This window comes from Gelidibacter sediminis (assembly GCF_004364975.1).
In the GTDB taxonomy this organism is placed as follows: domain Bacteria; phylum Bacteroidota; class Bacteroidia; order Flavobacteriales; family Flavobacteriaceae; genus Gelidibacter; species Gelidibacter sediminis.
This window is the reverse complement of the sequence record NZ_SOBW01000008.1, coordinates 499,364-514,780: the sequence shown is the minus strand read 5'-3', so window position 1 is coordinate 514,780 and position 15,417 is coordinate 499,364. Positions and strand designations below refer to the sequence as shown.

General features: G+C 34.5%; 10 protein-coding genes. 3 read left to right on the top strand and 7 right to left on the bottom strand.

Annotation, left to right across the window (positions count from 1 at the left end; genetic code table 11):
* Positions 1-32 precede the first annotated feature (32 nt).
* The 7 genes from BXY82_RS08935 to BXY82_RS08905 form a co-directional block, all read right to left on the bottom strand.
* Positions 33-2,234, bottom strand: a complete 2,202-nt coding sequence (locus BXY82_RS08935) for an alpha-L-fucosidase (protein WP_133757854.1) — start codon at positions 2,232-2,234, stop codon at positions 33-35.
* Positions 2,235-2,244: 10 nt separating this feature from the next.
* Positions 2,245-3,504: a DUF6786 family protein gene (locus BXY82_RS08930; protein ID WP_133757853.1), complete on the bottom strand. Its 1,260-nt coding sequence runs from the start codon at positions 3,502-3,504 to the stop codon at positions 2,245-2,247.
* Between the two features lie 39 nt (positions 3,505-3,543).
* Positions 3,544-4,842 carry an L-fucose:H+ symporter permease gene (gene fucP / locus BXY82_RS08925; protein ID WP_133758631.1) on the bottom strand — a complete coding sequence of 433 codons (1,299 nt, stop codon included), beginning with the start codon at positions 4,840-4,842 and terminating at the stop codon, positions 3,544-3,546.
* 283 nt (positions 4,843-5,125) lie between these two features.
* The gene (locus BXY82_RS08920; RefSeq protein ID WP_133757852.1) at positions 5,126-6,130 is read right to left on the bottom strand and encodes a LacI family DNA-binding transcriptional regulator; all 1,005 of its coding nucleotides are present in this window, start codon (positions 6,128-6,130) and stop codon (positions 5,126-5,128) included.
* A gap of 126 nt (positions 6,131-6,256) precedes the next feature.
* The gene (locus BXY82_RS08915; protein ID WP_133757851.1) at positions 6,257-7,882 is read right to left on the bottom strand and encodes a ribulokinase; all 1,626 of its coding nucleotides are present in this window, start codon (positions 7,880-7,882) and stop codon (positions 6,257-6,259) included.
* Positions 7,883-7,902: 20 nt separating this feature from the next.
* The gene (locus BXY82_RS08910; RefSeq protein WP_133757850.1) at positions 7,903-9,681 is read right to left on the bottom strand and encodes an L-fucose isomerase; all 1,779 of its coding nucleotides are present in this window, start codon (positions 9,679-9,681) and stop codon (positions 7,903-7,905) included.
* Between the two features lie 408 nt (positions 9,682-10,089).
* Positions 10,090-11,295 (bottom strand): site-specific integrase, encoded by a 1,206-nt coding sequence (locus tag BXY82_RS08905; RefSeq protein ID WP_133757849.1) that lies wholly within the window; start codon positions 11,293-11,295, stop codon positions 10,090-10,092.
* Positions 11,296-11,863: 568 nt separating this feature from the next.
* Between BXY82_RS08905 and BXY82_RS08900 the strand changes: the two genes are divergently transcribed.
* The 3 genes from BXY82_RS08900 to BXY82_RS08890 all read left to right on the top strand — a co-directional run bounded on the left by BXY82_RS08900 (position 11,864) and on the right by BXY82_RS08890 (position 15,100).
* Positions 11,864-12,697 (top strand): DUF5694 domain-containing protein, encoded by an 834-nt coding sequence (locus BXY82_RS08900; RefSeq protein ID WP_133757848.1) that lies wholly within the window; start codon positions 11,864-11,866, stop codon positions 12,695-12,697.
* Between the two features lie 304 nt (positions 12,698-13,001).
* Positions 13,002-13,439 carry a response regulator gene (locus BXY82_RS08895; protein WP_133757847.1) on the top strand — a complete coding sequence of 146 codons (438 nt, stop codon included), beginning with the start codon at positions 13,002-13,004 and terminating at the stop codon, positions 13,437-13,439.
* On the top strand, positions 13,436-15,100 hold the full coding sequence (locus BXY82_RS08890) for a sensor histidine kinase (RefSeq protein ID WP_133757846.1): 1,665 nt from the start codon (positions 13,436-13,438) through the stop codon (positions 15,098-15,100). Before BXY82_RS08895 ends, BXY82_RS08890 begins: the two co-directional genes overlap by 4 nt.
* Positions 15,101-15,417 lie beyond the last annotated feature (317 nt).

Genomic DNA, 15,417 nt, shown 5'->3' with positions numbered 1-15,417 from the left:
CCCTCCTCATTTTAAAAGGTATAATGCATCATTTATTCTAATATATCAATTTCTGCAATGGTTGCTGAAGTGCTTCCTCCCGCACCTATTATTGCTTCTATTCGAATATATTGTCCTTTTACTTTTTTGGTAAATTGTATTGTCCGTGCCGTTGGGTCATTGATAAGGTTTCCTAAATCAAAAGTTTGTACTGTTTTCCATGATTCCCCGTTTTTACTTACTTTTATAATTCCTTTCTCAATAAGTCCTTCTTTAAAGTTTAATGGTGGCGTATAAATAAACCCTCGAATCGATTTAGTTTCTTTTAAATCGATTGTTAATTCTGGTACTCCATTTCCGGAATTCCAATACGTTTTCTCGTCGGCATCAATTGCATTTTCTGGCTTGTTCTTATTATCAGTTGTACCTTTGACAGTCCAGTTCTTTTTAACCAACCCAAATTCTCTTTCTGACAAACTTCCTGTTTGTTCCTTTTCGAATGCAATAGCTTTGACTCCACCTGATTTCAAGAAAAAACTATTTGTAAAAATTTTAGAGTTTTTATTAGGAACGGTACCATCTGTAGTGTATCTAATTTCCAAGTCATTTGATAAATCCTTTTGAAAACCTTCTCCATGTAATTTCCATCCGAAATCACTTTTTTTAGGTGCAATAGTTACTTGGCCGTTAAGGTTACGGTTAATTGACAATTGCGGTGGACGCGGTGTATAATAATGTGCAGATACTTTAGATAAGGAAAATTTTGAACGTGATTTTAATATTCTTACTCTCAGTTTGTTGGCGGTCACATCAGCAAATCTTAATATTTTTTTATATCCTATTGTAGTACCTTCCGCTACATGTTCCCATTTATCATTTACCCATGCATCTAATGCATGTTTTTCTATGCGTTGTCCATGAGTTTGAATGGCTTCTTGTAATACAAAACGATTCAATGTTATCGTCTTTGGTAAAGTAATGATAAAAGTATCTTTACCATTTTCTCCCAAAACATAAGAATCTTCATTTGCATCAAGTATAGCACTTTCTCCTTTGGCATTTTTCAAGAGATCATTACCATAAGTTTCTCTTATTCTTTTCCCTACTTCTTTAAGTACGCTTACATCTTCATCAGAAAACTTTCCTTCTCTATTGGGCGGTATATTTAACAAAAATGTAGCATTCCCTCCAACCGATCGTTCGTAGATATCGAACACATCATCTGCACTACGCACCTTTTGATCTGTCTCATCTCTATAAAACCAACCTTCTCTAATAGACGTATCTGTCTCTGCCGGTAAATAATGCAAATATTTTGCATCAAATAATTTTTCTCGACTCCCTAAATCTCCATGCATATCTGGAAAAAGATTCATTTGATGAGGGTCTTCATCAAAGGTAACCACATCCCATTCAGATTCACGCGTAGCACCCGATTCATTACCGCACCAGCGAACGTCTTCTTTTCCAAAAATAACAGCCTCTGGAGCCAAAGTTTGTATCAATTTTTTCCACGCCAAATAATTGTATTGTTGATCTCCCTTACGCTTTGGATGTGCTCCATCAAACCATACTTCATGGATTGGCCCATATTCTGTTAACAATTCAAAAAGCTGGTTCAAAACATACTCATTATAATCGTCTACCTTAAATTTAAAAGATGTTTTGTTAGCAAAAGGCCTTCCCTCTATAGGTCGAGGAATTACACGTTCGGTATATTCACTTAAGTTTCCATAAAGTCCTTCTTTATTTTCTATCTGATATAAGTCTGCCGGAGAAAGGTACACACCTAGCTTCAATCCATATTTTTGGCAAGATGCCGCTAGTTCCTTAAGCACATCCCCTTTACCATCTTTAAATGGTGAAGACATTACACCATGCTTGGTGTATCGTGATTGCCAAAGAACAAATCCATCGTGATGTTTCGCGGTAAACATAACCAATTTCATCCCTGCTTCTTTCGCCGTTCTACACCATTGGTCGGTATCTAAATTTTGGAGATTAAAAATTTTTGGGTCTTCAAACCCATCTCCCCATTCTTTTCTAGTAAACGTATTCACTCCAAAATGAACAAAACATGTGAACTCTAGTTTTTTATAAGCATATTGGTTGGCAGTTGGAACCACCAAAGCTGCTTTTTCGATAATATCGTCGTGTGAATCTTCTGAATTTATTTTTATTGTTCGCTGACCTTGTGCATTAGCTGCTGTGAATATTAGTACACAAAATGCGCAGGTTAAAATTTTATTAATCATAATTATTTTTTTAAAAGACTGCTTCAATCTCTTCAATTGAAACTTTTAATAATTGTTTTGCTATTTTATTCAATACTACTTTTGAACCTTTAAAATGATAGATACGCTGTGTATGGATATAACTCTGATTAGGTTTTAGAGCCAAGGCAGGAGAAGAACTCTCTAATTCATAAAAAGGCCCCATTTGAGAACCATCTTCTAAAGGACCATCATTATAAGAGTTTAATACGTCTCCAGAATAGGGGTCTTTTTGCAATTCCCATGCTGAGTTTACATATTTATCTGTAGGTTTTGGTTCTGGAATCTGCAAAATAGTTAGCACTTTATTTTGAGCGTCATAGCTTCCTATAAATTCAGTTGACCTTTGCGGAGAAAATCCAATTTTTCCGCGACTTTTTCCATCAGCTTTAAAAAACACATTGCGTTGAGTACTTTTTAATCTATCATCAGCTACTTTCCCAAAATAATTATCGTTCACTTTTATTCCTTTTTCACTTTCTAAACCTTCTTTTATAGGGACAACTACGGTTACTTCAGGAGAAGGAGTCATCATACTCAGTAACCATATTGACAACAATCCTGAATCTTTGCTCCATGGCTCCTTACCTATGTTCTTGACCTTGTTTTGAGTTTCATAGGCTACCATGTTGAACTTGTCATTTGATAGCTCCAATGTTTCTAGAACCTGCTGTTTCGTTAGAAGGCTAACTTTCCTATTTACATCAATATTGAATTTTGTGCCTGAATAATTTACCAAATTCATTTCTTTTTTAAACAATACGCTATGGTCATTTTGTTCAATTACTGTAAATGCCTCTGTATCTATTGATGCCGGAACATACCAGTTTTCAAATTCAAAACTTTTATCTTTTGCAAAATAAATTGAAAATTGACCGCCTTCTGGCCCTAACCAAAAGCGTTCTTCACCACCGGTAGGATTGAAATGATTTTTGGTTTCTTTTGAGCTGATCAAGTCATAATTCAACCAACCAAAACTCATTCCTTCTTCTCCATTTAAAGTACTTGTCATAACACGTCCTTGCAATTCTGGAGAAAGTACCATACCTGATTTACCGTCATTGCTTTCTAAAACGATGGTGTTTTTGTAATGCTTTAGAAGAAAGGCTTTATCGTAACCGAAAGTTCCTTTTTCCTCTATTGTTTTTTCTTCAGTTGTTTTTTCCACTTTTTTATTTTTTTTAGTATGGCACGAAACTGTAATTATCAAAACAATTACTGTTATAATTACATTATTAAATGTATTTTTCATGATTTATAGTGTTTTTAATTACAGTCCATTGACTTGTTTCTAATTATACCTAATTGCTCGGTAACCGTATAACGCAACTACCACATAGCACGTTAATGGTAGAAAAAATGAAAAATTCACTTCAGGCACACCTAATATTGAAACATCTTTATATCCTGGACCTCCAATATCTAAAATTAAACCTTGCAATGATGGCATAATTGCACCACCAACAATGGCCATTACTAAGAATGCTGAAGCATATTTGGCATCGTCGCCTAAACCTTTTAAAGCAATTCCGTAAATTGTTGGAAACATTAAAGACATACAGAAAGAAATAGCCACCAAACTATACAAACCTCCCATTCCATGAATAAATATGGCTCCGAGAGTACAACCAATTGCTCCTAAGGAAAGAATTAATAATAGCTTTCCTGAGTTTATATATTTCAAAAGAAAAGTACAAATCCAACGTCCAGCTAAAAATACTCCTAAAGCAGACATGGCGTAATAAACAGTCGTTTGGTTGTCAATCCCCAATATTTCGGCATATTGATAAATATAGGTCCAACACATAATTTGTGCACCAACATAAAATGTTTGTGCAATTACCCCACCTACAAAACGCTCTTTTTTAAACAATCTTTTTATAGACTCCCAAACACTTGATTGATTGCTTTCCATATTTTCTGGCATTTTCACAAAGGCAATAACAGCTAACATCAACAATACAAAAGCTCCTAAAGCCACATATGGGTCTCTTATCACCAATAAATCAGATGTTTTAATTACTGATTTGGCGTCTTCAGTTAATGCTGAAAAGTTTACATCGTCAGATTGTAAAGCTCCTAACACAAAAGTTTGAGCAACAAATAACCCTGACAATGCCCCTATAGGATTAAAAGCCTGCGCCAAGTTTAAACGTTGGGTTGCTGTTCTTTCATCTCCCATTGCCAATATATAAGGGTTGGCTGTGGTTTCTAAAAATGCTAGTCCGAAAGTTAAAATATACAAGGCTGCCAAAAAGTAATAATACTGTTCGTAAACTGCTGCAGGATAAAACAATAATGCTCCAACAGCATAGAGCGTTAACCCCATCAATATTCCCTTTTTATAAGAGTATCTCTTTATAAAAATTGCAGCAGGCAATGCCATGGTTCCATATCCTCCATAAAAAGCCAATTGCACTAATGAGGCTTGAAAATTGTCTAGTTCCATGATTTTTTTAAATGCAGAAACCATTGGATTGGTAATATCATTTGCAAAACCCCATAAAGCAAATAAGGACGTTATTAAAATAAATGGGATCAGCACTTGCTTTGAAACAATTGGGATCTGACCATTAGAAAAATCTACCATAGATTTATTCTTATCAACTTTTTTAATTTCTTTATTCATAATTTTCCAATCAAATCTCACATACGGAATTCTCTAAAGGCCATTCTTTTTAGTTTCTAAAATAATATTCTCAGTTTCGTATTTTACTTTAAATAAAGTATGTCAATATAAAAGGAAAAACGTTAGTTTCTCAAAACCAATATTTTCATATTGCTGAATCGATTTAGCTAAAGTACCATATTTTTAATAGTTATCCAAAAAAGACACTATCCTAAAACAAATATGTGATAACGGGAAAAATCCATTAATTTATTAAGGAAAGATCCATTGGAAGCATAGCATGTTTCGAAGATTCTTCTTTATTATTTATTTGTTTCATAATAGAATCTACCGCTGATATCCCCAACTGCTCTATAGGCTGGATTCCATAACTGATATGCATTTGCATCAAAGGCATAAAATCGAAACCATCAAATGATGATAACTGTAGTTTTTTAAGGTCGTTAATATTGTTTTCAATGAGATATTTTATACCTAGGAAAGCCAATCGATTATTAGCAAAATATATAGAATCAATCTTTGGGTTAACATTCAATAACTCTTCCATTGCTTCATAAGTTTCCTTTTCAATATCTTTAAAACTTACATTCTTAACTAATGTGTTGTCTAATTCATATCCATTCACTTTTAAAGCTTCTAGATACCCATGGAAACGATCCATCATGTTAATTAACTCTACATTAAAATTAATAAAAGCAATTTTTTTTCTTCCTGATTTAATTTGATTATCAACGATTTCAAAAGAACCTCCATAGTTATCCACCATTACATTATTTGATGGTATTTCTTTAAAATACCTATCAACCAAAACATATGGATATTTTTCTTTATTTAATTTCTTGATGTGATTTTTATCTCCTACGGTAGGGCAAATAATAAGTCCATCTACCTTTTTATCTTTAAATACTTCAATTAATTTACCTGATTTAATATGATCCTCATCAGAACTACCAAAAATTACATTATAACCAAATTTCGCTATTTCATTTTCAATACTTCTTGCTAATTTTGAAAAAAATGGATTCGAAATATCTGCCATAACTAATCCTATTGTTTGAGATTTCCCTGTTCTCATAGCTCTAGCAAGGTAATCAGCTTTATACCCTAATTCTTTTGCTTTAGCGAGTACTTTCTTTGCTACTTCATCATTAATCCTCTTCTCCTTGGCTCTACCATTCATAACGAAAGACACTAATGTTTTAGAAACTCCTAATTCTTTAGAAATATCACTCAAACTTACCTTCTTCATATAACCTTTAGATTTACTTATTATTTCCTTTCGTTTTGATATTTTCTTCCTAATAAAACTTATTAAATTATAAATAAAGTGATATCCCTTCAAATCAATTTATTTGTCTAAATTAATTACTTTAACTTAACATTTACCTAATTTTGTATATTTATTGTAATTAGATTCATAAACTTTAGCTTTTGAAGCATTTGGGAAATATTCTTTCTCCATACCATATCCCATAGCTTTTTGTGCCTCTTGTAACGTATTATACACGCCTCCAACAACTGCAGCATACATAGCTGCTCCCAGAGCACAAGTTTCATTTGATTTTGCTACTTTAATCTTCAAGTTCAAAACATTGGAAAGTGTTTGCATAACAAATTCTGACTTTTTAGCGACTCCACCTAACGCAATTATTTCTTTAATCTCTATACTATTTTCAACAAGCCTATTTACAATAGCTTTTGATCCAAAAGCTGAGGCTTCCACTAAAGACTTAAAAATCATTGGAGCTGTAGTCCCCAACGTTAGTCCTGTAATAGTCGCTTTTAAGGTTTGATCTGCATCTGGAGTGCGTCTTCCATTTAACCAATCTGTTGCAATAATATCACATTCTGTAACTGGTAATTTTGACGCTTCAAAAGATAATTGTTCAATTATTTCTGCTTCTACTCTTGCAACTAACTTTTGATCTTTTATCAATGTAAGTGGCCAAGATAGAATTTCCTTAAACCAAGCATAAATATCACCAAAAGCACTTTGTCCAGCTTCTAATCCAATTAATCCAGGCACTACAGAACCATCAACTTGCCCACAAATACCTTGTATTAGTCTGTCATTAATTTGTTCATAAGGAACTACCATTATGTCACAGGTTGATGTACCTATAATCCTCAATAATGCTCCGGGTTTTATCTCACCGCCAACTGCTCCTGAATGTGCATCAAAAATACCTACCCCTACTTTTACATTAGTCGTTAATCCCAACCTTACTGCCCACTCATCAGATAAGTTTCCAACACTAACTCCGCTCGTAAAAGTTTCGTTATATAATCTTTCTCTAAATCCTAATAATAACGGATCTAAAGTTGATAAAAACGCTTCAGAAGGTAAACCTTCCCAATCAGTATGCCACATTGCTTTATGTCCTGCCGCGCATCTACTTCTCTTGATTTCTTTAGGTAGTGTATTTCCTGTTACTAAAGCCGGCATCCAATCGCAATGTTCTACCCAAGAAAAAGCCTCTTTTCTGATAGATTCGTCTTCTCTTAAAACATGTAGCATTTTAGCCCAAACCCATTCTGAAGAATAAATACCTCCTTCATATTTTGTATAATCTTCTCTCCATTGCTTAGCCAATTTATTTATTTCTTCCGCTTCTTTAATTGCCGTATGATCTTTCCATAATACAAACATTGCATTTGGATTTTCAAAAAATTCAGGTTTTAAAGCTAACGGCATTCCTTTTTGATCCACCAAGACAGGTGTGCTACCAGTTGTATCAAAACTCAATGCAACTATATTATTTGTTACTACAGAATCACATGTGGATAAAACATCCTTAACTACTTCTTCAAGAGCTTCGATATAATCTAAGGGGTGTTGTCTATATTGATTCTTTAAAGGGTCACAATACAAACCTTGACTCCATCGATTATAATCCTTTGTTGCCGTAGATATTTCATCTCCATTTAAAGCACTGATAACTACAGCCCTAACACAATCACTTCCGTAATCTATACCAATAACATAAGTGTCATTTCTCATAATTAAAACAATTTCAAGGATTAGTATAATGAACCATATGTTGAACAGGCTCTATAATCCGCTCCTTCTTTATCCATTCCAAAAGAAGCCCAAGCACTTGGTCTAAATAACTTTTCCTCAACAACATTATGCATATTCACTGGTATTCTAAGCATTGATGCTAATGTTATTAAATCTGCTCCTATATGTCCATAAGTAAAAGCTCCATGATTAGCCCCCCAATTAGCCATTACACTATATACATCTTTAAAAGCGCCTTCCCCAGTTAAGTTAGGAACAAACCAAGTGGTAGGCCAAGTTGGATTTGTTCTCTCAACCAGAGTATCATGCACATTTTTAGGTAAATCAATTGTTTTACCTTCTGCAATTTGTAACACAGGACCTATTCCTTTAACAATATTAATTCTACACATCGTTATTGGCATTCCTCCTTTTGTATTAAAAGTTGATGAAAAGCCACCTCCCCTAAAGTATTCCAACATTCCAGGTCCCCAAGTTGTTTTGTCTAAACATTTTTGAACCTCATCTTCTTGAATATCCCACCATGATTTCATTGCAGGTTTTCCATTAATGCTTTGCTCTCCCGATCCATCTAAGGCTGATGCTCCAGAATTTATTAAATGAATGAATCCATTTTCAGCATCACCAGTTAATTCATATCCTGTTACGCGTTTAACAGATTCTGGACTCCAATAGGTTCGAACGTCGCTAAAGACCTGAGCTGCTCCATTAATAAGGTGTCCAAATAACATAGAGACTCCATTTAAGCTATCATTTTCAGTAGCTACCATAAATGGTTGCCTAACGCCATTCCAATCAAAAGAAGAAGTTAAAATTGCTTCCATAAAATCTCCGTTTGGAAAATGGTCTGTCCATTGTCTTTGACCTTGGAAACCACTAACCAGGGCATTTCTACCTAAGGCCTCCTCGCCATACCCCATTGCTTTCAATTTAGGATTACCAATCATTAGATCACGACCAATTAGCGCCATTTTAACAACAAACTCCCAGTCTTTATCCAAATCTTCTCTCGATTTTTTTCTGTCTTTTGGATTGTAATCTTTTCCTTCTTTGCAATTTTTTTTAGTCCAAGCTAAGGCTTTCTCATATTCATCTTTGTCATATATTCCTTCTTCAATTCTTCTAATGAACTCAGACATATCAATGCTTTCACAACGCATTCCTAAAAAACTCTCAAAGAAATCAGCATCAATAATTGAACCTGCAATTCCCATAGATACCGCACCCATTGAAAGATATGATTTACCTTTCATAGTAGCCACTGCAAGACCAGCACGTGCAAAACGCAATAATTTTTCCTGAACATCATCAGGTATGGTTGTAACACCACTATCCTGTACATCCCTTCCATAAATACTAAATGCAGGAATTCCTTTTTGATTGTGGCCTGCCAAAGCAGCTGCTAAATAAACAGCTCCTGGTCGTTCTGTACCATTAAATCCCCAAATTGCTTTTGGAATTGTAGAATCCATATCAATGGTCTCAGTTCCATAGCACCAGCAGGGTGTAACAGTTAAAGATAAACCAACTCCTTCTCTACTAAATTTATCTGCAGAAGCTGCAGCCTCAACTACTCCACCAATACATGTATCAGAAATTACACATTCTACTTTACTGCCATCAGCATGTCTTAAATTGCTTTCCAGAAATAAGGCTGCGTTTTTGGCCATTTGCATTGTTGATTCCTCTAAAGATTCCCTTACTCCATCCAATCTACCGTCGATGGTTGGTCTAATTCCTATTTTTGGCAATCGCCCTACTAAATTTTTATAATTCATACTATCTGTAGTTAAATTTAAAAGTTAAATGGATTTTTTAGTTTAATTTGAATACTAAATGTTTAAATGATTAAATTAATTAGCTAATTTGCTAAATTGATTTAGCAAATATATCAAAAAAATATCTATATGAAACCCTTGTGCATATCAATCAATGCTAATTATTGGTATTTCTTTCAAAGACGAACTACTAGTAACCTTTTAGAGCATTTTTTTAAGACACTAACTACAACAATTGGACTTGATCCCTATTGAGCAGGATAAAAACAGTACTATGATGTAGATATGCTGTACTCCTTAGAACAAAAAAGGCCTCAGATTTCTGTAAAGCCTTGGTTTTAGTAATAGCGGGAAATAGATTCGAACCAATGGCCTTCTGCTTATGCAGTCTAACAAAAAATAAAAAAATTATTGAAAATTCACAACTCTATCCAAGGCATCATCCACATCATCTTGCATAAAATTAGATTGATACATAATCGTGGTGGTAACCGAAGAATGACGGTATAACTTTTGAAGCATTTGTATAGGAATTTTACTTCCTGATATATTACCAAAACTATGACGAGCAATATGCATACTCAAATTTTTGTTAATCCTTAGATCGTCAGCAATATTCTTCAAATGCCTATTACACGTTCGGGTAACGGTCTTTATTCTTGTACGTAGTGTTTTTGCATCTTTAGGGTCAACCATTCTCAATTCTTCGAAAACAAAGTCATCCACAGCAATGTCCTTGTAATGTGCGAGTATTGGCTTTACTTTCTCAGGAATTTTTAGCGAAACCAATTTTTGATTTTTCCCCATCCGATAACGTAATCTATTATCAATAAAATCTGACCACTTAAGCTGCATGACATCACCAATTCTTATGCCTGCAAAATAGAAGCTTATCAACCAAATATTTAAAGCATGCTGCTGAGCGGGGGTTACAATTTCTGTCTTTTCAAGTAACTTCACTTCTTCTACAGTGAGCCCAATTTTTTGAGACTCCAAAAATTTAATCGTATAGCCGCCTCTACCAAACGGATAATGATTGCGTTCTGCCCACTTCTCACCTATCGCAATATTGTATATAGTTCTAATAGCAATCATATAATTCACGGTCGTTCTATATGCTAACCCTCTATCATTCTTTAAATAAGCTTCGAAACGTTTGAGAAGATCTAGAGTTATTTCATTAAAATGGAGCTTGTCTGCTTTTGCAAAAGCTTTAAACTTTGCCATTCTTTGTTTTACAACATCTCGTTGATGAAACTGACCGCGTTCTTCTAAACGTCTCAATTGAATTTTCACTGCACTAAAAAAATCGAAACGCTCTTTTTTAACGATACTGGTTTTTATTGTAGCAACGGATTGATATTCTCGATCAGATTCCGCATTTAAAAGTCGCTTATTGGCTTGGCTAAGTTTGGAAAAAATTAATTGATTTATAGACAGGGCATTTGGATGAGATTTTTTAACCAGCCCCTTCTGCTCATTCCATTCCATCTTATCTATATATTGACCCGTAAAAATGTAGGATGTTTTTCGATCTTTTGTGATCCGTATCGCAATTGGATACAAACTCCGTGCATTTGGTTTATTTCTAAGGACTGTTTGAATAGATGCCATAACTTGAAAATTAGACTCTTAAGTTACTAATTTTTAGGTACAACATAGGTACAACAAATGGTCATTTTCCTTGATATCAATTGATATTATGTAAAATAGAATTTTATGTAACTAATTGATTTTGAATTATTTTGATGTATTTTAGTGGACGATTTTGAATTTTCATAACCCGGAGGTCAGAACAACGTCATCTTCATCTCCCTATGTTACGCAATGCTTTAACAATCAGCGTATTAATGACTAACATCCGTTTTTTAAATGATATCTTCAACACCCAAATAGTCATACTCGTGTAGGTCCAAAAAATTGCAAGTATCACAGGTATACAAAAACACTCAAACACTCTCAAACTTCGTTTCCGTAATAGTACCTGCGCTTGTCTTTAATGCGCTAATTTCTCACAATTAATTGATGCACAACTATGAATTCGTTTAAATTTGTGTGACTAGATGAATTCAAAATAGAGTAATATCTATGTGCAACTTTAAGGTCTGTGTTAAAGCTTAAATAATAGGCACACATGAGTTTACAAATGAGGTAGTACGATTTAAAAAAACTCCAACCACTTATGAAAAATTTACTGCTCTTCGTTTTGATTTTGACAGTATCAGCCTGTCAATTGGAGTCTAATACGAAGCTAAAAACGGAAATCCCATCAGAAAACGCATCTACAGAGAAAATACCTGTTCTGAATTTTGCGTCAGTGCATCTGAGTGGAAGCACAGACGCCTATTCTTCTGTTACCAATGTTAATAGTGCCAAGGCTAAAGCTGAGATAGCCCAAATAGTAAAACAATTGGTTCAATTTAAACCCACAATTATTTGTGTGGAAATTCCGCCTGAAAGCACCCAATTCATCAATAAAACATTTGAAAAGTATAAGACGGACCAAAGCAACCGCATTAATTATTCAGAGGAGGTAAACGTTATTGGACTTGAGGTGGCGCGATTGAGTGGCGCAAAAAAAATTTATGGGATTGATAACCCCATCGGGTTTAATTATCCAAAACTCATTGCATTGGCCAATAGCAACCCATCTGATAGCTTGTATGTTAAATCCATTATGGATGGTTATGAAACTTTAAACAACAAGCCACTCCTCCAACAATATACTGAAATCAACACTACGGAATATAAAATGGAAACATTTGACCTCTATAATTTTCTGGCCACTATGCATACACCAAATAATTTTGAGGGCTCTGATATTATAGCCGATTTTTATAAACGAAATTTAAGAATGTACTCCAATTTTTCAGATATTCCCTTAACAAAAAACGACAGGGTGTTAATCATTATGGGGGCAACACACACAGCTTACTTTGATATTTTCTTAGGAAACAGTCCAAAATACCTATTGGAAAATGCCGCAGATTATACAAACTATACCCCAAAAGACTGATCGCTTATAGGGTATCAATAAGAGCATGCCCTCGCCTATTTTAAAAACTTATGACTATAATATTTAGCTTTAGCCATGTGTCATGCCAAATGGGCAACCTGATTAGTAACCATATAGAGGTGCCTTGAGCTGCATAAATCACATTTTTTTTAAAAAATAGTCAGTGCTATTAATGAAAATTTTTAGATAACGCTTAATATTTTAGTCTTTGCGTTAATATTTTCTTTTTGATATACACCATCAATTTATATATTTTTTAAATTTGTTTTAGAAAACCGATTGTTGTTATCAATATTAGAGTTAAATGAAGCTAAAAGATAAACTTATTCTACTGGTGGATGATGACGAAGATGATCGCATTTTTTTTCAAGAGGCACTAGAGGCGCTTGGAAATCCAGTACAGTTTAAGATGGCAGAACACGGCATGGAAGCCATCCAGTTGCTTGAACAATACCCTGACCTCAGGCCAGACGCTATTTTTTTAGATTTAAATATGCCTGTCATGGATGGGCACGAATGCCTCAAAATTTTACGTTCCAATCCAAAATATGATGATTTAAAAATCATCATCTTTTCTACCTCTTATAATCCAGAGGTAGCGACAATTTTACAGGAGGATGGTGCCAACCATTACCTTCGTAAACCAAGTAATTATTTATCACTAATCGATGCTATTAAGACTGCACTTTCTACCATCAATGATGGTGTTAACCATAAGAATTTTTTAATTGCCATTACATGAAAGAAAGTACATTTAACGAAGCGCTGCAATTTTTAAAAAGTGAGGGAGAAATGGGAACCCTTATCAAAAGTAAAGATTGGAGTGATACTTCTATGGGACCTGCCCAGAACTGGTCCGTAAGTTTAAAAACCTGCCTCAATATTATACTCAACAGCAAATCTCCCATGATTCTTACTTGGGGAGAAGATTTGATATGCTTTTACAATGACGTTTTTAGGCAAAGTTTAGGTACCACCGGTAAACATCCTTCTAATTTAGGCATGCCAGCGGCTGAGTTTTGGTCTGAAATCTGGGATGATTTTGGCCCTGAATTACTGAACTTAAAACACGGCGGTGAGGCCACCTGGAAAAGCAATCAATTAATGCCCATAGAACGTAATGGCACTCTTGAAGATGCCTATTGGTCTTATGGATTTAGTCCTGTTAGGGATGTAGATAATGACATAGCGGGAATTCTCATTATTATGAATGAAACAACTACGTCAGTGTTGGCCAATAGGGCATTGGTGGCTAGCGAAGAACGTTTTAGAAAAATTGCAGAAGGAAATTCGATGATGATTGCTATGGCCGATAAGACAAAAAATGCGGTTTATTTCAATCAGGCGTGGTCAAATTTCTCAGGGAAATCTACGCGCGAATTGCAAAATTTGGGCTGGATAGAATTGGTGCACCCTTCACAAAAAGAACAGGCCCTAAAAGATTACCTAAGACATATGGAACTTAATGACCATTGGGAATCTGAATTAAAGATGCTGGATAAAAATGGTCAATACAGATGGATCGCCACCTATTTTATGCCAAAACTTTCAGATGATAAAACTTTTGAAAGTGCGGTCAGTTCTTCCTTAGACATTCATGATAAAAAATTATTTTCTGATGAATTGGAAAAGAAAGTTGAACTGAGAACCCAAGAATTAAAAGAGACCAATCTGAAACTTGAAAAATCTAATGAAGAATTACAGTCGTTTGCCTATATCTCAAGTCATGACCTTCAGGAACCCTTACGGAAAATAAGAACGTTTACATCACAAATTGTCCTAGAAGATTTTGACAATCTCTCCGAAAAAAGTAAAACGAGAATCAACAGATTAGAAGCGTCTGCGCAGCGCATGCAAACCTTAATCAATGATTTGCTTGCCTATTCGCGCACTAATGACAGCGACAGAACCTTAGAAAATTTCGATTTCAAATTAATTTTCAATGAAATCAATAATGACCTTAAGGAAGAGTTGAATATGGTAGACGGACAACTCGTTCTTAATGCCTCTACAGAAGTATCGGTAATTCCATTTCAGTTTAAGCAGGTATTGTATAATTTAATTTCCAACGCGATTAAATTTAGAGACCACTCACGAAAATTAATCGTTGCATTTTCTGCTTCTAAAGTTCCTGGAGCTTCTATCGAGAATAATAAAATTGACCCTAATAAATCCTACACTGTAATACGTATAAAAGATAATGGCATCGGTTTTAACCAGAGTTCAGGTGAGAAAATTTTTGATGTTTTTAAGCGCCTGCATACACGTAAAGAATTTGAAGGCACTGGAATAGGATTATCAATTGTCAAAAAAATTATAGAAAACCACAATGGCTTTATTGAAGCTAAGAGCGAAAGCAATGAAGGTGCAGAGTTTATTATTTACCTGCCTTATGCCTCTTAAATTGTTTTCCTTAAAAAATGCTTTGCAACGGGTTTTAAATGGCAGTCCTGCTGCTTCTTGCAAATGAGCAGCAAAAGGTGAAAGTTACGCGAGTTGCGAGACAGGTCCAACAGAACAGGTGTTGCCAATGATATGGATAGCGTTAACAAACCACTACTTATAATTGCACAATGAGATATCGACAAAATAGGTGGTATTCCAATTTTAACCTATGAATCACAGACTCTGAAATTTATTTATTAAATTGGATGTCTTACTTCATAATTTGCCATTATTTAATATGTTAACTACTAGCAACATCGCAAAATCATTACTAA